Annotated in this window: 21 protein-coding genes and 1 tRNA gene; 8 read left to right on the plus strand and 14 right to left on the minus strand. The window is 38.6% G+C overall.

Going from position 1 to position 22,151, the window contains the following annotated elements:
- Positions 1-120 precede the first annotated feature (120 nt).
- Together EG346_RS23830 and EG346_RS23835 are read right to left on the minus strand one after the other, a co-directional pair.
- The gene (locus EG346_RS23830; protein ID WP_073334067.1) at positions 121-570 is read right to left on the minus strand and encodes an XrtF-associated fRMsr-like GAF protein; all 450 of its coding nucleotides are present in this window, start codon (positions 568-570) and stop codon (positions 121-123) included.
- A 13-nt stretch (positions 571-583) separates the two neighbouring features.
- Positions 584-2,011 (minus strand): nicotinate-nucleotide adenylyltransferase, encoded by a 1,428-nt coding sequence (locus EG346_RS23835; RefSeq protein WP_073334069.1) that lies wholly within the window; start codon positions 2,009-2,011, stop codon positions 584-586.
- A gap of 54 nt (positions 2,012-2,065) precedes the next feature.
- On the opposite strand from EG346_RS23835, the gene EG346_RS23840 reads away from it, so the two are divergent.
- Together EG346_RS23840 and EG346_RS23845 are read left to right on the plus strand one after the other, a co-directional pair.
- Positions 2,066-2,833, plus strand: coding sequence for an MBL fold metallo-hydrolase (locus tag EG346_RS23840; RefSeq protein ID WP_123882377.1), 768 nt, complete (start codon positions 2,066-2,068; stop codon positions 2,831-2,833).
- 68 nt (positions 2,834-2,901) lie between these two features.
- Positions 2,902-2,983, plus strand: a tRNA-Leu gene (locus EG346_RS23845).
- Positions 2,984-3,306: 323 nt separating this feature from the next.
- Here EG346_RS23845 and EG346_RS23850 read toward each other — a convergent pair.
- The 4 genes from EG346_RS23850 to msrB all read right to left on the minus strand — a co-directional run bounded on the left by EG346_RS23850 (position 3,307) and on the right by msrB (position 6,151).
- Positions 3,307-4,122: a ferritin-like domain-containing protein gene (locus tag EG346_RS23850; protein WP_123882380.1), complete on the minus strand. Its 816-nt coding sequence runs from the start codon at positions 4,120-4,122 to the stop codon at positions 3,307-3,309.
- A 25-nt stretch (positions 4,123-4,147) separates the two neighbouring features.
- A complete protein-coding gene (locus tag EG346_RS23855; RefSeq protein ID WP_073334164.1) occupies positions 4,148-4,861 on the minus strand; it encodes a ferritin-like domain-containing protein in 714 nt (237 codons plus the stop codon).
- Positions 4,862-4,945: 84 nt separating this feature from the next.
- Complete coding sequence (locus EG346_RS23860) at positions 4,946-5,515, minus strand: fasciclin domain-containing protein (protein WP_123882383.1); 570 nt, start codon at positions 5,513-5,515, stop codon at positions 4,946-4,948.
- Positions 5,516-5,629: 114 nt separating this feature from the next.
- Positions 5,630-6,151: a peptide-methionine (R)-S-oxide reductase MsrB gene (gene msrB, locus EG346_RS23865; RefSeq protein WP_123882386.1), complete on the minus strand. Its 522-nt coding sequence runs from the start codon at positions 6,149-6,151 to the stop codon at positions 5,630-5,632.
- 141 nt (positions 6,152-6,292) lie between these two features.
- Here msrB and EG346_RS23870 point away from each other — a divergent pair, with 141 nt between their 5' ends.
- Entirely contained in the window at positions 6,293-6,811 is a 519-nt protein-coding gene (locus EG346_RS23870) for an RNA polymerase sigma factor (RefSeq protein WP_073334172.1), read from the plus strand.
- Position 6,812: 1 nt separating this feature from the next.
- Positions 6,813-7,622 carry an anti-sigma factor gene (locus EG346_RS23875; RefSeq protein ID WP_073334174.1) on the plus strand — a complete coding sequence of 270 codons (810 nt, stop codon included), beginning with the start codon at positions 6,813-6,815 and terminating at the stop codon, positions 7,620-7,622.
- Between the two features lie 142 nt (positions 7,623-7,764).
- Here the strand turns inward: EG346_RS23875 and EG346_RS23880 are convergent, their stop codons facing one another.
- Positions 7,765-8,712, minus strand: a complete 948-nt coding sequence (locus EG346_RS23880) for a beta-1,6-N-acetylglucosaminyltransferase (protein ID WP_123882389.1) — start codon at positions 8,710-8,712, stop codon at positions 7,765-7,767.
- Between the two features lie 521 nt (positions 8,713-9,233).
- On the opposite strand from EG346_RS23880, the gene EG346_RS23885 reads away from it, so the two are divergent.
- From EG346_RS23885 to lgt, 3 genes are all read left to right on the plus strand, one after another.
- The gene (locus EG346_RS23885) at positions 9,234-10,358 is read left to right on the plus strand and encodes a DEAD/DEAH box helicase (RefSeq protein ID WP_073334177.1); all 1,125 of its coding nucleotides are present in this window, start codon (positions 9,234-9,236) and stop codon (positions 10,356-10,358) included.
- A 90-nt stretch (positions 10,359-10,448) separates the two neighbouring features.
- A complete protein-coding gene (locus EG346_RS23890; RefSeq protein WP_034741125.1) occupies positions 10,449-10,643 on the plus strand; it encodes a cold-shock protein in 195 nt (64 codons plus the stop codon).
- Positions 10,644-10,919: 276 nt separating this feature from the next.
- On the plus strand, positions 10,920-11,756 hold the full coding sequence (gene lgt / locus EG346_RS23895; RefSeq protein ID WP_073334180.1) for a prolipoprotein diacylglyceryl transferase: 837 nt from the start codon (positions 10,920-10,922) through the stop codon (positions 11,754-11,756).
- 321 nt (positions 11,757-12,077) lie between these two features.
- On the opposite strand, the gene EG346_RS23900 is transcribed toward lgt, so the two are convergent.
- From EG346_RS23900 to EG346_RS23915, 4 genes are all read right to left on the minus strand, one after another.
- Entirely contained in the window at positions 12,078-12,779 is a 702-nt protein-coding gene (locus EG346_RS23900) for a LytR/AlgR family response regulator transcription factor (RefSeq protein ID WP_123882392.1), read from the minus strand.
- A complete protein-coding gene (locus EG346_RS23905) occupies positions 12,760-13,833 on the minus strand; it encodes a sensor histidine kinase (RefSeq protein ID WP_123882395.1) in 1,074 nt (357 codons plus the stop codon). Before EG346_RS23905 ends, EG346_RS23900 begins: the two co-directional genes overlap by 20 nt.
- Before the next feature lie 93 nt (positions 13,834-13,926).
- Entirely contained in the window at positions 13,927-14,307 is a 381-nt protein-coding gene (locus EG346_RS23910) for a DoxX family protein (RefSeq protein WP_123882398.1), read from the minus strand.
- 174 nt (positions 14,308-14,481) lie between these two features.
- The gene (locus EG346_RS23915; RefSeq protein ID WP_073334186.1) at positions 14,482-15,237 is read right to left on the minus strand and encodes an SDR family oxidoreductase; all 756 of its coding nucleotides are present in this window, start codon (positions 15,235-15,237) and stop codon (positions 14,482-14,484) included.
- A gap of 711 nt (positions 15,238-15,948) precedes the next feature.
- Between EG346_RS23915 and EG346_RS23920 the strand changes: the two genes are divergently transcribed.
- Positions 15,949-16,377, plus strand: a complete 429-nt coding sequence (locus EG346_RS23920; RefSeq protein ID WP_034741140.1) for a cold-shock protein — start codon at positions 15,949-15,951, stop codon at positions 16,375-16,377.
- A gap of 108 nt (positions 16,378-16,485) precedes the next feature.
- Here the strand turns inward: EG346_RS23920 and EG346_RS23925 are convergent, their stop codons facing one another.
- Genes EG346_RS23925 through EG346_RS23935 form a run of 3 tightly spaced genes read right to left on the minus strand, consistent with a single transcriptional unit; the run spans position 16,486 to position 22,102 of the window.
- A complete protein-coding gene (locus tag EG346_RS23925) occupies positions 16,486-17,934 on the minus strand; it encodes a TolC family protein (protein ID WP_073334212.1) in 1,449 nt (482 codons plus the stop codon).
- Positions 17,915-21,037, minus strand: coding sequence for an efflux RND transporter permease subunit (locus EG346_RS23930; RefSeq protein WP_123882401.1), 3,123 nt, complete (start codon positions 21,035-21,037; stop codon positions 17,915-17,917). The genes EG346_RS23925 and EG346_RS23930 overlap by 20 nt, the downstream gene beginning before the upstream one ends.
- 24 nt (positions 21,038-21,061) lie before the next feature.
- Positions 21,062-22,102 carry an efflux RND transporter periplasmic adaptor subunit gene (locus EG346_RS23935; protein ID WP_228423810.1) on the minus strand — a complete coding sequence of 347 codons (1,041 nt, stop codon included), beginning with the start codon at positions 22,100-22,102 and terminating at the stop codon, positions 21,062-21,064.
- Positions 22,103-22,151: the final 49 nt, after the last annotated feature.

Here is a 22,151-nt window from a genome sequence, read left to right on the forward strand (position 1 = left end):
GTGGTCATCCCCCACTCTCTTCTCCCCTCTGCCAACCATCTCTTACAACAACCCTTTACACAAAAAAAGCTCCGATTTTAAATCGGAGCTCATATTTTATATTTCTTATTAAAATTTCAATTACAAAATTTTGGAAACTTCATGACAAAGCCATTCCAAAAGTTCACGGTCTTCATCTGTAAACGGATCTACCGTATGCGAATCGATATCGATCTGACCCACATTCTGGCCATCTTTGAAGATAGGAACTACAATTTCAGCTTTTGTATCAATAGAACAGCTTAAATAATTGCTCTCCTGATGAACATCCGGAACTACGAAGGTTTCATTGGAAACTGCAACTTGCCCACAAATTCCTTTTCCATAAGGAATGATGGTATGATCTGTAGGAGCTCCCACGTAAGGACCCAGTTTCAGTTCATCTTTATCTCCGTTTTTAAAGTAGAATCCGGTCCAGTTGAAGTAAGAAATTTCCTGATCCAACAAGTGACATACCTTCTCTAGTTTCTCTTCTGTGTTATGTTTCGGACTTTCAAGAATGGAAGAAAGTCTTTTCTTTATTTCTGACATTTTATTTTATTTTTTAGGAGAATTGTTTGAAGGAATGTTCTTCTTTGTAGCCAAACATTCCACGCTCTTTTATCATTTCTGCCACCCCTTCAGGAACCTGGTTTTCCCAGCCTTTAATGCAGCATGTTATTTTTCTAAGGATCTCTCTTGAATAAATTTCCAAAAATTCCGGATTATGATTCGTAATATCTACAATACGGTTGTTGTGTTTGAAATATTTGTACAGCTCTTTAAGATTTTCTTCTACTTTAAGGTTGGCAGAATCCAGTAATTCGTGAGTTTCAGGATCTTTGTAAGGGTAAAGATATACTCTCATCCCGTTTCTGAAAAACTTTCCGAATGCTTCCAGAATCCCTCCTGAAAGGTCTTTATAATATTTCTCGTCAAATACCATCAGAAGGTTATTCACTCCCATGGCAACACCGATATCTCCGCTTGTGTACGAAGCAAAATAATCGATCAGTCTGTAATATTCCGAGAAATTTGAAATAATCACGGTATAACCGAGTCGTCCGAGAATATCTACCCTGTCCATAAAGTCTCTTTCGTCGATATCGCCATCTGCCCTAAGATTTGAAATGGTGATCTCAATCAGGACTTCTGTTTCTTCATGAGTACAGGTCGCATCTTTCTGAAACATCTCAAGACCGTTTTTAAGCATATCGATGTTCACTTTCGTTACAGGCCTGAAACTTCCTCGTACGGCAAATATATTCTTCTTGTACAGAACGTCGGCAGGAAGCATATTACTCCCCTGGGAATTGAAGATTACGGCATCTGTCATTCCATGTTTTACAAGTTGCAGCGACATCAATCGGTTATCAACATAGTCAAAAGCAGGACCACTGAAATCGATCATGTCAATTTCAAGACCGTCTTTGGCAATGTCGTCGTATAAAGATTCGATTAAAGTTCTGGGATTGTCGTAGTAGTTGAAAGCTCCGAAGATAAGGTTTACCCCAAGGTTTCCTAAAGTTTCCTGCTGTAATGTAGCATCATTTTCATTAAATTTTACATGGATCACGATTTCGTTGTAATCTTCGTTTTCTTTAGTCTGGAAACGGATTCCTACCCAGCCGTGGCCTTTGAGTGTCTTGTCGAAATTAATCGTCGTTACCGTGTTGGCATAAGAAAAAAACTTTCTGTTCGGATTATTTTCCCTTGAAATCCTTTCTTCGATCAACGCGACTTCATAACGGAGCATTTTACGGAGTCGGTTCTGGGTGACATACCTGTTTTTCACCTCTTTTCCGTAAATGGCATCACTAAAATCTTTGTCGTAAGCAGACATCGCCTTAGCAATTGTACCGGAAGCCCCTCCTGCTCTAAAAAAGTGACGAACAGTCTCCTGCCCTGCTCCAATTTCTGCGAAAGTACCATAAATAGTAGGATCTAGATTAATTGTTAATGCTTTTTGTTTAGGAGTTAGTTTCTGATACATTAGGACGTAAAATTTTTCGTAAATTTACCAAAATTAAACCAACCTCAAAAGAAAATGAAGTTGAAATTTTTAGGAACTGGTACTTCCCAAGGTGTACCCGTTATAGGCTGTACATGTGAAGTATGTACTTCCAAAAATCCAAAAGACAAGCGTTTCCGCTCCTCAGTAATGATTACTACAGAGGAAAGCAGAAAAATACTGATCGACTGCGGACCGGATTTCAGAGAGCAGATGCTCCTCAATCACGAAAATAACGTAGATATTGCACTTCTGACCCACGAGCACAATGACCATGTGATCGGGCTTGATGATATGCGTCCATTGATTTTTAAAAGTGGGAAAAACATGCCCATCTACTGCAACGAAAGGGTTGGTCAGGAGATCAAGAAACGCTTTCCCTATGCTTTCGCTGATGAAAGATATCCGGGAGCACCGGCTTTTGATCTTCATGAAATTGAAAATAAGCCTTTCCATGTTTTGGATACGGAAATCACGCCTATTGAAGTGACCCATTACAAAATTATGATCCTTGGCTATAAGTTTAAAAATCTCGCGTATATCACGGATGCCAATTTCATTTCAGACACTGAAAAAGAAAAACTGCAGAATCTGGATGTGCTGATTTTAAACTGCATCAGAAAATTTGATCCGCATCCTGCCCATTTTGTCCTTCCTGATGTCATCGCCCTGTTTAACGAGCTTAAGCCTAAAAAATTATTTTTAACCCACATCAGTCACCACCTGGGACTGCATGATATTGAAGATAAGGAGCTTCCGGAAGGAATACATCTTTCCTACGATGGTTTGGAGATAGAATTTTAAAATTTTTCCTCCAAAAAGCTTTTGAACATTAAAAAAAGTTTATATATTTGCACACCGATTTGAAACAAGCCCAGTTGGCGGAATTGGTAGACGCGCTAGACTCAAACTCTAGTATCGAAAGATGTACCAGTTCGATTCTGGTACTGGGTACTAAAAACCTCTGAAATCAATGATTTCAGAGGTTTTTTATTGATTTAATATAATCTATCAAAAGATTCATTCTTCAAAACATCATCTTCCACCATTCTTCTTATGCTTAAAATGAATTGGTCTGTACCGAAAAGTTCAGGCATACATTATTATTCACAGGATTCAACATACCCCATATTCCCATAGAAATCTTATATACTTCAATGACAAAACTTTTTGAAAAGTCAAAAATACAGCCCCTTCAATCAGTAGATTTTAAACAAAAATCCTATCCCCAGAAAGTTTCTAAGGATAGGACTCACACCTAAATAATAAAAATTATGTCAGACAATAAACAGACCTGCAATAGTCTGTGCTTCGCTTGTTGTAAGGATTTCATCATAAGCTGCAGATCCCGCCGCCGCTCCGAAAGCATTAGCAGTATTGAATCCTGCCTGATTTGTGTTATCTTCTCCTGCGTACACAGCATTGGTAGCAGCAGGCATATTTCCTCCGTTGGCCAGTTCTATCCAGCCTTTATTCGCTCTCATTCTTCTCACCTGTGAAGCGTGTCTTGCTTCTACAGAGTGGATCTGAAGGGCGGCTTGTAATACTGCTTTATTAGACATTACATTTCCAGCCTGTCCTTTATACGCACGAACTCCGGTGTCTTCAAAAGCCTGAGCCAGAACGAGAAATTGGTTATAATCTGTGAAAGGCGTAAAATTTCCGCCAGCGGTAAAATCAAAAGTAGGCTTTGGTTTTGGCGCTTCTCCTAAGGAAGTCAGTGTATTTCTCAGGAATCCTACGTGTGCGGATTCATGTTTTGAGATCTGCATAAAAACAGGTCGGTCTGAATTGGGAATCAATCCTGCTGCTGCCAGACCTATTGCGTAATATTCATTTTCAAGATATTCCAGAACCAATGCCAACTGCAAAGCGTCCGTTAAAGCACTTTTAAAAAAAGTTGCAGAGGCTGCGGTATCTAAAGTTTCTGCTTTAGCAGGGGTTGACATTAATGCTCCCAATCCTAAAGGGATCGATGCTACTGCTGCTTTTTTACCAAATGTAGAAATATTGGTAATCGTTTCTAATCTTGTAGCTTCCGTTGTAAAGAATTTATCATTAGAAAGCTTATCTAGTAATTTAAGAATGTTCATAATTGTAGATTTTGAAAATGAATAATTAGCTGATTCCTCTTTCTTTCCATGTGAAAGGAGTTTTGATAAATCCTCCCGCAACCATGACAATATCTTTAGGCTCTTTGGCAAGATCTAATCCATTGGCATCTATGACATCATCTCCTGAAAAATCAGTAGATCCGGGATTAATGATATTTCTGATTGCTGAAGCGTGTCTTGCTTCCACAGAAACTATTTTCCCGGCAATCACTAAATAAGCCGCATTGGTAATGTATTTTCCTGCACCGTTATACGCTGCTACTCCTGTATCTTCCAAAGCCTTGGCCGTTGCAAGAACAGAATTTCTGTCGTTAAAATTCACATTAGGATACTTGAATTCAAGGGTAGGTAAAATATTGGTTGTTGCCCCGGTGATCGCTGCTTTAAAAAAGTCTCGGTGAATAACTTCGTGATGATAAAGGTCTGTAAAAAGATCTCTTTCAACACTTGAAATTCCGGAGTAAAAATTATTAACTACTTTGGTATAAAAATCAGCTTCAAGCTGTTCCAATGCATACGCGTAATTCAGAACGCCTACATCTCCGGTTCCCAGATCGAAAACGGGACCGTTGTCTGTCATTCCGAAATCATTATCATCATCGCAACCGATCAGCGTAAGTCCTGCCATAGCCAGTCCTATACCGCCCAGTTTCAAGAAATTTCTTCTGCCTGTATCCAGAGTTGCTCCCTGGTTAGAAACATTAATAGTTTTTTTCATAATATTATTGGTTTGAGTGTTATATAATTCTCAAAAGAGTAGAAAAAACAGCATAATAACTATGCTGTTTTGAAAACTAAAACATTACGGCATCAACACCGTATCGATTACATGAATCACACCATTTGACTGATTTACATCAGCTATCGTCACTTTTGCACTATTTCCTTTTGCATCCTGTATATAAAGATCTTTTCCTTTGGTCCAGAAAGTCAATCCTTCCCCTTCTACCGTTTTCATCATGCTTTTTCCGTTTCCAGCTTTTACTGCAGCCCAGATATCTTTCGCACTGTATTTTCCTGCAAGAACATGATACGTTAAAATTTTAGTAAGCGTTTCTTTGTTTTCAGGTTTTACAAGGGTTTCCACTGTTCCTTTCGGAAGTTTTGCAAAGGCCGCATCGGTAGGTGCCAGCACAGTGAAAGGTCCTGCTCCCTGCAGCGTTTCTACCAGACCTGCTGCCTTTACTGCTGCCACCAAAGTCTTGTGATCTTTGGAATTCACAGCATTTTCAATAATATTTTTAGATGGATACATCGGCGCACCGCCCACCATTACTGTTTTTTCTTTCATCGTTTGTGCAGTTACCTTCCCACTGAAAGCGAATGATAAAGCCACCATTCCGAATACTGCGATTTTTGAGGTTGTGTTCATTTTATTTATTTTTTAAGTTAATGAGTAATTTATTTGTGTTCTTAGAGTCATTTACGAGGTTGGTTCTGTTTTGGATTTAAAAAAATGGTTTATTATTAAAAAATTTAAAAATTATTATTTCTTTTTGGAATTGGGAACGAAATCAAGACATACGGAATTCATACAGAACCTTTTCCCGGTAGGCTTTGGACCGTCATCAAAAACATGTCCTAAGTGAGAATCACATCTTCCACACAAAACTTCACTTCTTACCATATTATATGAAGTATCCTTTCTGTATTTAACGCTATTCCTAGTAAGCGGTTGATAAAAAGAAGGCCATCCGCATGTTGTCGCAAATTTTGAAGTCGAAATAAACAGTGGATTTCCGCAAACCGCACAGAAATAAGTTCCTTTTTCATCAAATTCATCATACTTACCTGTAAAAGCTGTTTCTGTTGCTCCTTCTCTGGCTACCTGATACAGTTCAGGCTTGAGAATCTTCTTCCATTCCGCATTGCTCACTTTCAAAGGGGTGGTTACCGTACGGGAGTAATAGGGATTTTTTGCTTTAAAACTGCCAGACTGTGCCCAACTTTTTCCAGCCATGGTAACCAGAAAAAAAGTAAAAGCTGTTTTTATGATTAATCTTTTCATATCTGTTGATTTCTATGATTATTTAAAATCATTTACGATGTAAAATATTTTTCGGATGTTGTTTGTAGTATATATTTTATTTTATTACATTTGGAATGAAAATCATACGCTATTAAAACAACCTATTCGGAAGAAGAGCTTATCGTTTTACTACAAGAAAAAAACGAATCAGGCTTTCACTATTTATACGACCACTATGCAGGAGCACTGTATGGGGTGGTTCTCCGAATCGTTCAGTCAAAAGAGTATACTGAAGAAATCATTCAGGATGTTTTTGTAAAGATCTGGAATGCGATTAGTCAGTATGATTCTTCAAAAGGCAAATTCTACACCTGGATGATCAATATTGCACGAAATACGGCAATAGATTATTTAAAATCAAAAGGTTTCCAAAACGAACTTAAAAACCAACCGCTTCCAGATTTCGTATATAACTCTGCAGAACTTTCAACGACAAACAATTCATCCGACTTTATTGGATTTAGGAATGTGCTTAAAGGTCTGGAGGTTGATAAACAAGAACTTATCGACTTAGCTTATTACCAGGGATATACTCAGAACGAAATATCTGAAAAGCTGAAGATACCCCTTGGGACGGTGAAAACCAAAATGCGGAATGCGCTGATGAAATTAAAGGATTTGCTAAAAGATTATCAATAAATTGAACACTAAAGAATACATATCATCCGGAATCATAGAATCTTATGTTCTAGGTCTTGCTTCTCCCGAGGAGGCAGGGATTTTGGAGTGTGTGATGAAAAACAATGCTGAAGTATATGCTGCTTTTGAAGAAGCACAAAAAACTTTGGAAGATTTGGCGACCAGTCAAGCCGTGACACCACCAGTAGATTTAAAATCAAAAATCTGGAGTAAGATCCAGCAGGAACAGCATACTGAAGAAGTAAAACCTGCGGTGATTACAGAGATTCCTGTTGAAAGGAATCAGCAAGAGATCAAAATTCAGGAAAAGAGCAACTGGAAAAACTATGCAGTAGCTGCTTCCGTATTATTTCTGATCAGTGCTGCCGGAAATCTCTTCTGGATGAACGATCAGTCCAAAACTAAAGCAGAGATTGCTAAAATACAGAGTGAGAAAAGTAATCAGGATCTTGCCATGCAAAAAATGAATCAGAAACTGGACATGCTTTCCAATCCTGACATGCAGATGGTGATGCTGAAAGGGGTAGAAAAACATACCGATTCAAAAGCAATGGTATTCTGGGATAAAAAGACAAAGGAAGTTTATCTGAATGCTGAAAGCCTGCCAAAGGCTCCTGAAGGTATGCAATATCAGCTCTGGGCGATCGCAGACGGAAAACCTGTAAGTGCCGGAATGTATACCGAAGAAAAAGACAGTAAAACCCCTCTGGCTAATATTCCTAAAGCACAGGCATTTGCCATAACTCTTGAAAAACAGGGCGGCAGTGTAGCTCCTACAATGGAGAATATGTATGTCATGGGTGCTATCTGAGACTGACTTACCTCAGCTTTATTTTCTCAACAGTTTAGATGTTTTCTACATCCTGAAAAAATTTAAATAATTTTTAAATAATTATATTGATTTAAGCCGTTCATTTACAATGAATGGCTTATTTTATGACTAAAAATGAAATTTAGTTATCCTGCCGTCTGTCTATTTTCAGTTCCCGTTCCACTTCGTCTATTTCCGGCAGAGGTGAATCATAGCTTTCCTCGATGTATTTCAGAACCTCCGGATCCGTTTTTTCATTTATTTTTCTGATAAAAAGATGGTTGGTCGCTTTTAAAAAAAGAATAAGATCTTCCGCAGTCTGCTTTTTTCCAAATATCGGTTTTTCAATGACTGCTCTTTTGTCATCATTCACAATAAGATCATTGAAAGAAGTATTCATAAGAACAGTCTGAAAAAAAGATTCTGCCGGCAGTAAAGTGTGAAGATAATAGTCTTCAAAATTCATTACCTTTTTATTATTCGCCAGAAAGGCACAGGTATCTCTGGTAAAAATAACCCACTTCCCTCCAATATAAGGCGTGACGTCTTTCATAAATTCTCTCTTATACATAAAAGATGAAATCTTATAAGACAGCTCGGTAAAATGATTTTGTATTCTCTGAAGAGTATCAGGACGGTAAAACTTCTGATCATAATAGAAAAGATAATTCCTCCCTTTATTCACCGTAAGAAACTGACGGATCACATTTTGAGACTTAAGAGGTGAATCTTCCCCACTCAGATTAACAAAATAATCCCATTCCTGACTGACATTAAGCAAAAACTCCATGGCATCAAGTTCGGCCTGAATCATACTGAATCCACCGGAAACAATGTTGATGCTTTCGAGAATATAAACGTTCGGAAACCGGACCAGATACATCTGGATTTCATCCGTAATCTCCTCTTTGGCTTTCCTGTCAATGTGGACGAGATAAAACTGATCCCTGGTATAGATCTTCTGAAACATGGTTTTGAATACTTCCGGTTTATGATGGACCATAATAAAGTAGGCAATTCTCACATGCTGATCGGAGTGGGACTCTAAAGTTTGTGATTGGGGGCTGGTAGAAGGAGCGGAAGTCTGCATAAGAACGGATTTAAAATCATCCGCTTTGGGCAAACAATTCTGTTAACGTGCGGAAGCTACGAATAAATTTTTGACAATCAATCATTTAAAGCAATTATTATTCGATTTCTTTATCGTATTTTTGCAATGCATTTATAAAAACAGGTCTCTGCCTTTTGCTATTCTGTAATAGTTTAAAATTCATTTTTCTCTTTCAGTTTTGCTTTTTCAGCTGCCCAATTAAAACTTATTTTTTAAATAATTTTTAATACTGCTTCCTTGGTTTTCAGGTTAAAAAAAGCAGTTATAAAATTCAGGACGGTACGGATGATCACACTCCTGCTTCTACGAATGAGAACGATACGATATTGCAAAACTCAGCCTATATATTCCCAACTGAATTTATTGTCAAAGTTAATGCAAAGTAAAATAATAACTAAAGATAATGCTTATCCAGCTTGATAATCTTTATTTTTAAACAAGACAACAATTCAGATCCTACAGGATTTGGCCACTCAGAACCGGATGTCCGGTAGATTACAATGAGTTTTAGAAATTTAAATTTAATAAACCCTATAGTCCGCGCTGTTACAGAAGCCGGATATTCCAAACCTACAGAAATCCAGTATGCAGCGGTTCCCCCTATTTTAGCAGGAAGAGATTTTATAGGATATGCTCAGACCGGTACAGGAAAAACTGCGGCATTTGCCATGCCTATTCTGCAGTTACTCAAAAGAAATACACCAGATCATAAAGAAATACGAACTTTAATATTAACTCCAACACGGGAATTGGTTCAGCAGCTGGAGGAGAGTTTTAAAGTATACAGCAAATATTTACCCCTTTCACAGCTTTCTATTTTTGGAGGTGTATTGTCTGGAAGCCAGCTCGCCGCTCTTAGAAAAAGAGTAGATATCCTGATAGCAACTCCGGAAAGACTTCTTAATCTGGTAAGCCAGAGACCTATTGATCTTTCTAAGATCGAAATTCTGGTTTTGGATGAAGCTGACAGAATGCTTGATATGGGATTCGCAGAGGACGTAAAAAAGATCTTAAAACTTATTTCTCAGAAGAGGCAGACTTTATTTTTTTCTGCAACAATGCCTTCAGAGGTCCGGAAATTTGCAGACGCCATGATGAATAATCCTGTTGAAGTCACTGTAGACCAGATTCCATCACCATTGCAGTGTGTTAATCAATCCGTTTACTTTGTTGAAAAGACCAAGAAAACAGATCTGCTGATCAATATTCTGCAGGATGTATCGATTTTGCGTTCACTGGTTTTTACAAGAACCAAGCAGGGCGCAGACAGATTGGTAAAACAACTGGAACGCACCGGAATCTTTGCTGCAGCTATTCACGGGAATAAATCTCAGATCGCAAGACAGCAGGCTGTAGAAGATTTTAAAAACAGCAAGATTCGCGTATTAGTAGCCACCGACATCGCTGCCAGAGGAATTGATATGGAGGAACTTCCTTATGTTGTCAATTATGAACTTCCGGATGTTCCGGAAACCTACGTGAACCGGATTGAAAGAACGGGAAGAGCGGGGACCAAAGGAACTGCCGTTTCTTTTTGTGACGAAGGGGAACGCTCGGACTTAAGCAATATTCAAAAGCTGATAGGATTTATTATGCCTGTCGGGAAACTTCACTATATTCATTAAATCACAACAAAATAGATGGACTCTTTCCGAGAGAAATTCCGGAGAAAAGTCATCAAATAATTAACACAACAATTTTTAATAATAATTACAATGCAAGAAGGCACCGTAAAATTTTTCAATGAAGCAAAAGGTTTCGGATTCATTTCTCCAGCAGACGGAGGTAAAGATATTTTTGTACACTCTTCAGGTTTAGATACAAGATCTATCCGTGAAAACGATAAAGTAGTTTTCGAAGTACAAAAAAGCGACAAAGGTTTAAATGCAGTTAACGTAAAGTTAGCATAATTTGAATATACAATTGAGCGAACATTGAATGATCAGTAGCAATACTTTTATTTGATTCCGTTAAAAAAACCTCTTGCTTCATGTGAGAGGTTCTTTGTTTAAGAAAATTGAAGCTGGCTATTGAGGGTAAAATTTCATCTGCAAAAAAAACTGATCATCGCTGCTAAAAACATGATATTTTCCCCCAAAATATCCTAAAGTTTGGCATATGTTCCTTTAAAACGGCCATATCCTGCTATATTTGTCCCCGAAAAAGTAATTCTACAATTATTATCAATGAATTTATTATATGTTAACTGGGATGTAAATTCCGAAATTTTTACTATTGGTGGGTTTCCCCTAAAATATTATGGTGTGTTATTTCTTGCGGGACTTGTTTTATGCTACAACATCTTAAAAACCATTTATAAAAAGGAAAATTTAAGCCATCAGGCTCATGACGCGCTTTTCTCTTATGCCTTCATTGGTATTTTGGTTGGAGCAAGATTGGGACACTGTCTTTTTTACGATTTCGACTACTATTCCCAGCATCCTATTGAAATATTTCTTCCGATCCAAAAAGGAATTGACGGAGCTTATCACTTTTCAGGATATGCAGGACTGGCAAGCCATGGTGGAGGAATCGGACTTATCATTATGCTTCTGATCTATGCGAGAAAATTTTCTATCAAGTTTATGACGGTATTGGATGTGATTGCTATTGCAACTCCCTTAGCCGGGGCATTTATCAGGCTGGGTAATCTGATGAACTCAGAAATCATAGGAACCCCTTCTGATCTTCCATGGGCTTTTATATTCAGACATGTAGATAATACTCCACGACATCCTGCCCAGCTGTATGAAGCAATTTCTTATCTGCTGATCTTCCTTCTGGTATATTTTATTTATAGGAAAAACATCTTTGAAGTTGGGAAAGGTTTTTACTTTGGAATCACTACTCTGCTGATCTTCGTTGTTCGTTTTTTTGTGGAATTTATCAAGGTAGATCAGGTTGATTTTGAACAGGGAATGAGCCTGAATATGGGGCAGATTTTAAGCATCCCCTTTGTATTTCTCGGACTGTTCTTTATTATTAAAAGTATCCGGGAGAAAAAGGAAATAAAAGTTTCATAATCCTCAAAATATAGACTTAAAAAGCCTCTGAAACCTATCATTTCAGAGGCTTTTTTTTGAGTTATGGATAATAAAAATTGGCTTAAGATCATTAAGCCAATCCGTATTCTTCAGCCAGAATACTAACATCCACATAAATATTCTAATGATTGCAATTGGTCTTCTTCTTCAAATATTTATTGACAATTGGAATATCTATTTTATTTAACGATTCAAAAGTGCTCAAAATAGAACAGGAATAAAAAAAACAGCTATCAAATAAACTTTGTGGTCTATGAAGGAATTTAATGGTCAAATTGGACCAACCAACAACGTATAAATCTAAAACTCTATTAAAGGTTTATAGGTCCTTCCAATCGGCAATTTCTTACCGTTCACCTGTACCATACTTGCAGAACGCACTTCAATTTTGGTCTTGGAAATAATGTAGGATTTATGGATTCTGATGAACAGTTTCGGATCAAGGCTTTCCTCTATCCTGCTGATGGGCATCTTCACAGTGACTGTTCCTGCTTTGGTATGGATATGAATGTATTCTCTCAAGCTTTCAATATAGAAAATATCATGAAGTACAATCTTAATTTGTTTTTTTCCGCTGCTGATAAAAATATGCTCGCGGTCGGCCGCTTCAAGAAGAGCTTCTTCAGCATTCATCAGATATTTGAATTTTTCTACCGCTTTTGTAAATCTGTCATAGGGAATCGGCTTCATCAGATAATCCACAATATCAAGTTCATACCCTTCCACAGCGTACTGATGATAAGCAGTAGTCACAATTACAAGAGGCGGGTTTTTCAGTTTTTTAAGGAAATCAAAACCTTTCACAACGGGAAGATGCAGATCAAGAAACATCAGGTCAATTTCATGCCTGTTCAAAACGTTTCCGGCATAAACAGCGTCGGAACATTTGGCCAAAAGGTGAAGTTGTTCGTTCCTTGACACAAAATTCTCCAGAATTTCTCCGGCTATAGGTTCATCTTCCACGATGATGCAGTTGTATTTTTTAGAAGCGGGATGAGTCATTAAAATCAATAATTAAGTTGACAATATACCTGTCGTTTGTACTTTCAACGGTGAGACTGTGTTTGGGATAAAGCAGTTCAAGCTGTCTTCGTATGTTTTTCAAACCTATTTTTGTAGAGTTTCCGTGCGGCTTTTCCTCTTTTGAATTTTCAATATGATAATGAAGAACTCCATTATTTAATTTGAGGTCAATATGAAGAAAACTCTGTCCTAAGGTTTCAGAAACTCCATGTTTAAAAGCATTTTCTACAAACTGGATCAGAATGAGCGGAGAAATTTCCTGAATAGGATGATCCATCTCTTCATTAAAAATAATCACCAGATCACGATGACGGATCTGCTGAATCTGAAGGAAATCTTTGAGATTTTCAACATCTTTATCTATGGAAATATACTTTTCAGTGGCTTCGTAAATATTGTATCTCATCACTTTGGAAAGCTGCAGGATGACATCCGGAGTTTCATCCGCTTTCTTAAGCGCCATTCCATAAATATTGTTGAGGGTATTGAAGAGAAAATGAGGATTGATCTGTGCTTTCAGCATGCTAAGTTCCTGATCCAGTTTCTCTGTTTTTAATAATGAAATCTGTTCTTTCAGAAGGCTTTTCTGTCTTGTAATTTCCACGCCAAAAATAAGACCCGCCATAAAAATGAGGTCCATAAAAGAATTAAAAGCCACCAATCCGTTGATAAACCCTGAAGCCTGTTTTCCATCAAGCGTTTCCGTTACTCCATAAATGTGTGGATAAATGATATAGTGAGTGAAAAACCTGTGAATGAGAACGGCTGTAACAATAATAAAACAACAGAAAACATAGGTAAGAAACCTCTTGATGGTGGTTTTCTCATAGACATACAGCAGTGAATAGGCCAGCGGCATTTTAATCAAAAGGTAGCCCAGTTCCAGAACAATTGTATTCTGAAGTCTTATCTGCCATGCCATATCAGGAAACTGATATCTCGACCAGTAAAAGTCAAGATACACTTCCAGAATATAGTACAGTACCCAAAAGAGCAGATGAACATATACTTTTGATTTTCTGTCTGACTTCAAGTGTGATAGGATTTACCATGCAAAATACTATCTTTCAGTGAAAAATAAAAATAGATACCTGCCAAACGAAAGGATCGGTCTACAAACTGCTTTTTACTTCTTTGGTGATGGATATTCTGTAAAGACCAACTGTAAAAAACAGCAGATCAACAGCACATTGAATTCAATTCCATTGGTTCCGCCACCGACTACATACCATCCGTTTTGCCAGTGGATAAAGTAGATTCCTAAAATAAGAACCGGAATATTGAATAACGCAACCCCCATTACATACCGATCTGACCAGATCAGAACTACTGAAAAAAGATGAATCAGTTTCACCGCCCAGGCCAGATAAAGCCCAAAAGGACTAAAACCTATAGTATCCAGATAAAGGCGCCCAAAATTATTAACGTCACCACTGAAAATAGAAGCTACACTGTGCATCAATAAAATAACAGAGAGCACAGAACGGATATAAAAATTCTTTTTCATGAATCCAAATTAAAGAAACACTGAAAAGAATGAGAACCACTGTATATCAACAGCTTAAAAATGTATATAAAAGAAAAGAAGGGAGAAGGGAGAAGAACGAAGATAGAAGTCACTATAAAATGATCACTTTTGATTGTATACTTTAAACTTCTATCTTCTTTCTTCCTCCCGCCACTATCTTGTTGTGTATCCGCCGTTCGCAAAGATCGTTTGCCCGGTGATCCACCAGCCTTCTGTTACAAGAAACTCAACCAGCGGAGCAATATCTTTAATATCCGTTAATCCTCCCAATGCAGAAGCAGATTGATGATAAGCGACTGCCTCTGATGTTTCCTGACCATAAAAGAAAGGGGTATCCATTGGACCTGGCGCTACTGCTGTTACCGAAATTCCTCTTGATCCAAATTCTTTGGAAGCGGCTCTTGTAAAATGCTCTACCGGAGCTTTTGCCCCGGCATAAGTGGAATAAAGCCCGGTATAAGCTGCCAGTAAGGAGGTAACAATGGTACAGATCTTTCCATGGTCATTCAGTTTTTTACCTGCTTCCTGAAGAAAGAAATAGGCTGATTTTGAATTCACATTGAACATGGTATCATATTCTTCTTCGGTAGTTTCTGCAAACGGTTTCTTAAGCACCATTCCAACAGTATTGATCGCAATATCTATTCCTCCAAATTTAGAAACAGCTTCATCAAAAAACCTGGATATATTGTCTACTTTGGTAAGGTCTGCCTGAAACAAAAATGCTTCTGCTCCCAGTTCCTGAACTTCGGCCAGTGTTTTCTCACTGTCTGCTCTTGAGCTTTCACTGTTATAATGAATAGCCAGTTTTGCACCTTTAGCTGCAAAGTCTCTGCTCAGCAGTCCACCCAAATTTTTGCCACCTCCGGCAATTAATACTACTTTTCCTTTGACCTCTTGTGTTGACATTATGATTACTTTAAATTGTTAGTGAAACAAAGATCAATAATGAATGCCAGTACAACATGGTGAATCTTTCGGAAACTGTACCGGATTACGAATTTCCTGAATTTGCTCCCCTCAAAAATGAGTCGATTGAAAAAAATGCATTTTTTTCATCTACCACACAAGGATATATCCCATTACATACCAATTGGATACACCCTTCAAGAGCCCTGGAATTCAACTTTTTTTCAAGAGAAGTCTAAAATAAGTGAGTTTTAGGCACGGCATTTGCAACTCTGCCAATCATATTATACACCACTTCATTCTTATAATATATTATTTTCCATAATCCTCAGTTTACTGGGGATTTTTTTTATCATTACCTCTGGATTGAATGAAATAGATCCTCCTTTTAAAGAAGGGAAAATACATTTTTGATAATCAATGATTTAATATAGGTTTATTCAGTTTTTTGTCGTATATTTGTATATTAATTAACAGGCCTCTGCCTTTGCTCTCTGTATAGTTTAGACATTCTTTCTTATCAGTTCCCGCTTTTTCAGATGCCCCATTTTTAAAAAAATCACTTCTTTTACTGATGAACGCCAAAAACAAAACTGCTTTCGACGTTTCCTTCGATAAAGATGAACAAACGGATGACTGCGGGCTTTACATAGCATATGGCAGATCAGGTAAACAAATATTACAATATAAAATTAAATACTAGAATAATTTATGGCAGACTCTTTTTCTAAAAAAGAAAATTTCAAGAAAAAAATTCAAAAGCAAAAAGAAAAAGCGCTGAGACGCGAAGATCGTAAGACGAATAACAACAAAGGTGCAGAAGATGTATTCATGTATGTAGATGAATTCGGAAGACTTACCTCTACTCCTCCTGAAGACAGAGAAAGACAGGAAGTAAACATTGATGAGATCCAGCTTGGTGCAGCTCCGATTATGGAGGAAGATGTAAGAAAGACAGGAATCATCACTTTCCACAGTGAAAAAGGCTATGGCTTCATTACTGAAGACAACAGCAAGGAAAATGTTTTCTTTCACAACAACAGTTGTGCGCACCCTGTAAAAAAAGGGAACAAAGTATCTTTCGAGAAAGAAAAATCTCCGAAAGGATTCTCTGCGGTTAATATCCAGTTGGTTAAATAATCAAAGCTTTAGCTTTACTATAACAGATCTGCTTCATTCGCAGATTTCGTAAAAACAATAAAGAAAGCCGCCCCTGAGGGCGGCTTTAATCGTAAAAAAAAGTAAAAATCAATCCAGTTTTCCGCCCAATGCTTTAAACAGCAGTACGTTATTTCTGGTATTCTGATGCTGAAACCGGAGCAGATCCAGTTCGGCGGTCAGTTTGCTTTTCTGAGAATTGATCAGTTCAAAATAATTGGCATAGCCCGTCAGATAGAGATCATTCGAAACCTCAACACCGCGGTCTAAGAAATCCACTTCTCCAGATTTTAACTGCAACATGCGTTCATAGATCTTGGTTTGTTTTAAAATGGACTGAAGTTCATTGAATGCGGTGGTCACACTCTTCTGATAATTGAGAAAGGCAATCTCCTGTTCCTTCCCTGCTACTTTAAATTCATGTTTCAACTGTCCCTTATTAAAAACAGGGACCATTAAACCTCCCAACAGCTGTCCTGCGAGAGAAGCAGGACTGAAAAAATTTCCGGCAGAAAAAGCATTCAGCCCGAAACTCGCTCCAAGATCAATTTTTGGATAAAATGCAGCTCTTGCCGCTTTAGCATCTGCCTGCGAGGCTTCCAGTACATAATAATTGGCCGCTACATCCGGTCTGGAATGAATCACCGCTTCTACATTAATCATTTTATTCAGGACTTCCATATTCGTTGGCATCAGTAACTTTCCACGTTTGACTTCACCGCCATAACTTCCTGTTAAAGTAGTCATAGCCTGTTCCACCGTCACTATTTCAACTTTTATATGTTCAATTTCAGCCAGCCAGTTATTGTTCTGCGCCTTAAACTGCTGAACAGCAAGCTCCGTTGCTTTCCCAACTTCACGCTGGGCAAGTACGATTTCAAAGGCCCTCTGCTGAAGATGATAGTTTTTCTGATAAATCGCCAGGCGATTATCCAGTGCTACCAGCTGATAATATAAATTGGCAATATCTGTAAACAATTCTACCTGCAACAGTCTCAACCCCTCTTCAGAAGCCAGGTATTTTTTCTGGGCTGCCAGTTTTTTATTTTTAAGTTTTCCCCAGGCATCTATTTCCCAGCTGCTTCTTGCTCCGAGCCAGTAATTCGGGGTAAAGTCCCGGTTGATTTTCTGATCTTCTGTAATATTGGGTGAAAGATTGGTATCGTAATTCCCAACTCCTTCCATTGTATATTTTCCATAACGGTCACCCGAAACCGAAGCGCCAATTTCAAGAGAAGGAAGCAGATCCATTTTGGAACGCTGCAAAAAGCTATTCGCAATGTCTACCCGCTGCTGAGCGATCCGGAAGTCAGGATTGGCGTGAACCACCTGATCAAAAAGTTCCAGCAAATGAGAATCCGTAAAATAATTTTTAAGGTTGATTTGCTGAAAATAATCTGTTTCTGCTGTATTTTCAGTGGTAACGATATCAGGCATTGTCTGAGCTTTTTTAAGTTCAGTTACTTTTGGAACGGTACATGACATTAAACTGAATATTCCAATTCCGTACCCTATATTTCTATGGTTTGATCTCTTCATTTTTCTTTTTATTTTCAAGTTTTGCAAAGAATATATACAGCCCCGGAATAACCACCAGGCCAAATACAGTTCCGATAAGCATTCCTCCCGCTGCGGCGGTACCAATAGAACGGTTTCCGATCGCTCCCGCTCCTGAGGCTATACACAACGGAATAAGTCCTGCTACAAAAGCAAAGGAAGTCATCAGAATAGGACGAAGACGCTGTTTTGCCCCTTCAATGGCGGCCGGAACAATATCATAGCCTTCTTTATTTCTTGCTACGGCAAATTCAACAATAAGGATGGCATTTTTGGCTAAAAGTCCGATTAACATAACCAAAGCTACCTGTGCGTAGATATTATTATCCAGGCCGGTAAGAACCAATGCGATATAAGATCCGAAGATACCCGTCGGAAGACTTAGCAGTACAGGCATCGGAAGAAGGAAACTTTCGTATTGTGCTGCTAATAAAAGATAGACAAACAAAAGACAGATCATAAATATATAGACCGTCTGGTTTCCTGACAGAATCTCTTCTCTGGTCATCCCGGACCATTCTACATCAAAACCTCTTGGAAGCGTTTCTTTGGCGACACGTTCCACCGCTGCAATAGCATCCCCGGAACTATAACCTTCTGCAGGTTCTCCATTGATCATGGCTGACATATACATATTGTACCTGGTCAAAACCTCAGGACCATATACTTTTTCAATGGTGATGAAGGTAGAGAAAGGCACCATTTCGCCTTTGTCATTTTTCAGATATAAATTCAAGATACTTTCAGGAGTATCGCGGTGCTCCGGATCTGCCTGTACCATTACTTTATACATCTGGCTGAAACGGATAAAATTGGTAGCATAATAGGAACCCAGCATTGTCTGAAGTGTTGACATGGCATTGTCTACTGAAATTCCTTTTTTCGCTGCCATATCATAATCCATATGGATCATATACTGGGGAAAAGTAGCATCAAAACTGGTAAAACTGTTCTGCAGTTCGGGGGCCTCATTCAGCTTTTTAACAAAATCTTTGGTGATTTTATCCGTATTTTCAATAGTCCCTCCGGTTCTGTCGAGAAGACGAAGCTCAAAACCACTGGTATTTCCAAATCCGGGAACTGTAGGCGGAGCGAAAATTTCGATCTGTGCATCTGCAACGCTCTTCGTTTTTTCGGATAGATCAGCAATCAGTTCATTGACTGAAATATTCCTTTCTTTCCAGTCTTTCAGATTGATCATAGCCATACCGTAGGAAGAACCAGCAATTTCTGTCACAATACTGTATCCCGCAAGTGTGGTCACATTTTCTACCCCTTCTATTTTCTTTGCAATACCAGTGACCTCATCCAGTACTTTTTCTGTTCTTTCAACAGTGGCGCCCTGAGGGGTTGTAACGCTGACGTAAACCATTCCCTGATCTTCCATCGGGATAAATCCGGTGGGAAGAAATCTACTGGTAACAACAGTCAGTATAATAAATAAAAACAGAATACCAAATGTGACTACTGTTCTGGTAGCAAATTTTGATAAAATACCAACATACCTTTCGGTCAGTTTTTCAAAACCTCTGTTGAAACTTTGAAAAAACCGGTCAACCACAGTTTTCTTTTTCTTGTGGTTATGAGGTTTTAAAATAATAGCACAAAGTGCCGGAGTCAGGGTGAGGGCATTTACTCCAGAGATGACGATGCTTATAGCCAATGTCAATGAAAACTGTCTGTAAAACACTCCTACAGGCCCATCCAGAAAAGCTACAGGAATAAATACAGCAGACATCACAATGGTAATAGCTACCACCGCGCCTGCAATTTCTTTTGTCGCACTGATTGTGGCTTCCAGAGGTTCCATGCCCTGTTCCATCTTCACATGGACGGCTTCCACGACGACAATCGCATTATCCACCACAATTCCAATGGCGAGAACAAGAGCAAAGAGGGTTAATAAATTCACTGAAAAATCCAGCATATTCATGAAAGCAAAGGTTCCTATTAATGCTACCGGTACAGCCAGCACAGGAATCAGAGTAGAACGCCAGTCCTGAAGGAAAATAAACACGACAATTCCTACAAGAATAAATGCCTCGATAAGAGTCATCAATACCGCACTGATAGAAGCATCCAGGAATCTGGAAACGTCATACGCCATATTATACTCCATTCCGGGAGGAAACGAAGTGACTTTTAATTCTTCCATTTTTGCCTTTACACTTTCAATGACTTCGGATGCATTGGAGCCCGGTCTTTGCTTCATCATAATAGACGCTGAAGGTCTTCCGTCTGTCTTGGAAACCATTCCGTAATTCATGGCACCAAATTCAACCTTTGCTATATCTTTAAGCTTCAGGATGGTTCCGTTCACGTCTGATCTGATGGGAACTTCTTCATACTGTTTGGGCTCAAAGAATTTACCTTTATATTTGATTACATACTGTAATTGACTGGACGTTTTTCCGGACGTCTCTCCTACTTTTCCCGGTGCAGCTGAAATATTCTGTTTCTGCAGAGAACTGATCACCTCATCAGCCGAAATACTGTATGCGGCCATTTTCTGCGGATCCAGCCAGATTCTCATGGAATATTCTTTCTGGCCCATGATCTCGGCACGTCCTACTCCATCGATACGTTTCAATTCCTGGAGTACATTAATATCTGTAAAGTTATAGATGAACTGCTCGTCCTGGCTGGGATCTGCACTGGTAATATTCAGATACATCAGCATACTGTTCACCTCCTTTTCAGTGGTTACTCCTGCTCTGATTACTTCCTCAGGAAGTTCATCAAGGATGGTTGTCACTCTGTTCTGGACGTTCACTGCGGCCACATCAGGATCTGTTCCCACCTCGAAAAATACCTGAATTAAGGTAAGTCCATCGTTGGAAGTCACCGTGGACATATACGTCATTCCGGGAACACCGTTGATGGCCCGTTCCAAAGGAAGAGCAACAGCGTTGGCTGAAACTTCAGCATTGGCTCCGGTATATTTTGCGGTCACGGTGACAGAAGGCGGTACGATATCGGGAAACTGGGTGATGGGCATTTTCATTAATGCCATAATTCCCAGCAATACAAATACAATGGAAATCACCAACGAAAGCACCTTTCGTCTTATAAACATTTCTACCATGTCAGTTGATTTAAAGATGAAAGGTTAATACTTCTTTTTAATTTTGATCATATCACCATCCTTCAAAGACTGCGTCCCTTCATAAATGATTACATCTCCTTTTTTAAGACCACCCTCTACCACATAAGAATCTCTTAGGGTCGTCCCGATCTTAATACTGGTCATTTTCACTTTGTTATTTTTATCGACAACGAAAACATAGGTCTTGTCCTGGATAGAGAATGTTGATTTCTGAGGAATCAATATCGCATTGGCCTGATGCTCGGAAATAATAAGTTTTCCAGAAGTACCATGTTTAATCAGGCGGTCAGGGTTCGGGAACAATACTTTATACCGGATAGAACCAGTAGTTCTGTCGATTTCTCCTTCGGCGGTCTTCAAGGCTCCATTGAATTCATAATTGACTCCATTGGGAAGTGTAAGTTCTATTTTCTGGTGATTTCCGATCTTATCATTGGCAAGAAGTTCGAAATACAGGTTTTCAGGAATAGAAAAATAGGCATAGACTTCATTCAGCTGGGATAAAGTGGTGAGCAGGGTTCCGTTTTCTACAAGGCTTCCTTCTTTATGAGGAATAACGTCGATAACACCGTCAAAAGGAGCTGTTACTCTTGTAAAACTGATCTTTTGCAGCACTGTTTTTCTTTCCGCATCTGCAAAAGCGTGTTTTGCTTTAGCTGATGAAAGTTTAGCCTTTACCATTTCAAGTTCATTATTTGCGACAAACTTTTTGGCGTGGAGACTCTGGATCTGTTTCAATTCTACTTCTGCCACGCGTACGTCGGCATCAGTCTGTTTTAAAGTAGCATCTGCTTTTAGAAGTTCCATCCGGAGTTCTGCATCATTGATCTTGAAAAGGGTCTGGCCCTGGTGGACAAACTGCCCTTCATTCACATAGATATGCTGAATGATTCCACCGATCCGGGAACGGATATCAACATTTTTCTTTGCCTGAATATCGGTGACAAACTGGTTGTTGACAAGTGTATCTTTTTCTTTGATTTCAAGTACAGGAACTTCCCTTTCGTTCGCTTTGTTTTTTTTGTTGTTTTTACTGCATGACACAGCGAATAATATTGCAAAAATGCAAATTATTACGTTTTTAGAATACATC

The organism is Chryseobacterium carnipullorum, from assembly GCF_003815695.1.
Classification (GTDB): Bacteria; Bacteroidota; Bacteroidia; order Flavobacteriales; family Weeksellaceae; genus Chryseobacterium; species Chryseobacterium carnipullorum.

What these genes read in the sequence shown, in the direction of transcription:
- EG346_RS23890 (WP_034741125.1), top strand. Translation starts at nt 10,449, where the DNA reads ATGCAAGAAGGCACCGTAAAATTTTTCAATGAAGCAAAAGGTTTCGGA.
- EG346_RS23920 (WP_034741140.1), top strand. Translation starts at nt 15,949, where the DNA reads ATGGCAGACTCTTTTTCTAAAAAAGAAAATTTCAAGAAAAAAATTCAA.
- EG346_RS23915 (WP_073334186.1), bottom strand. Translation starts at nt 15,237, where the DNA reads ATGTCAACACAAGAGGTCAAAGGAAAAGTAGTATTAATTGCCGGAGGT.
- EG346_RS23850 (WP_123882380.1), bottom strand. Translation starts at nt 4,122, where the DNA reads ATGAACATTCTTAAATTACTAGATAAGCTTTCTAATGATAAATTCTTT.
- EG346_RS23885 (WP_073334177.1), top strand. Translation starts at nt 9,234, where the DNA reads ATGAGTTTTAGAAATTTAAATTTAATAAACCCTATAGTCCGCGCTGTT.
- EG346_RS23900 (WP_123882392.1), bottom strand. Translation starts at nt 12,779, where the DNA reads ATGACTCATCCCGCTTCTAAAAAATACAACTGCATCATCGTGGAAGAT.
- EG346_RS23880 (WP_123882389.1), bottom strand. Translation starts at nt 8,712, where the DNA reads ATGCAGACTTCCGCTCCTTCTACCAGCCCCCAATCACAAACTTTAGAG.
- EG346_RS23860 (WP_123882383.1), bottom strand. Translation starts at nt 5,515, where the DNA reads ATGAACACAACCTCAAAAATCGCAGTATTCGGAATGGTGGCTTTATCA.
- EG346_RS23840 (WP_123882377.1), top strand. Translation starts at nt 2,066, where the DNA reads ATGAAGTTGAAATTTTTAGGAACTGGTACTTCCCAAGGTGTACCCGTT.
- EG346_RS23855 (WP_073334164.1), bottom strand. Translation starts at nt 4,861, where the DNA reads ATGAAAAAAACTATTAATGTTTCTAACCAGGGAGCAACTCTGGATACA.
- EG346_RS23910 (WP_123882398.1), bottom strand. Translation starts at nt 14,307, where the DNA reads ATGAAAAAGAATTTTTATATCCGTTCTGTGCTCTCTGTTATTTTATTG.
- msrB (WP_123882386.1), bottom strand. Translation starts at nt 6,151, where the DNA reads ATGAAAAGATTAATCATAAAAACAGCTTTTACTTTTTTTCTGGTTACC.
- EG346_RS23930 (WP_123882401.1), bottom strand. Translation starts at nt 21,037, where the DNA reads ATGGTAGAAATGTTTATAAGACGAAAGGTGCTTTCGTTGGTGATTTCC.
- EG346_RS23835 (WP_073334069.1), bottom strand. Translation starts at nt 2,011, where the DNA reads ATGTATCAGAAACTAACTCCTAAACAAAAAGCATTAACAATTAATCTA.
- lgt (WP_073334180.1), top strand. Translation starts at nt 10,920, where the DNA reads ATGAATTTATTATATGTTAACTGGGATGTAAATTCCGAAATTTTTACT.
- EG346_RS23925 (WP_073334212.1), bottom strand. Translation starts at nt 17,934, where the DNA reads ATGAAGAGATCAAACCATAGAAATATAGGGTACGGAATTGGAATATTC.
- EG346_RS23830 (WP_073334067.1), bottom strand. Translation starts at nt 570, where the DNA reads ATGTCAGAAATAAAGAAAAGACTTTCTTCCATTCTTGAAAGTCCGAAA.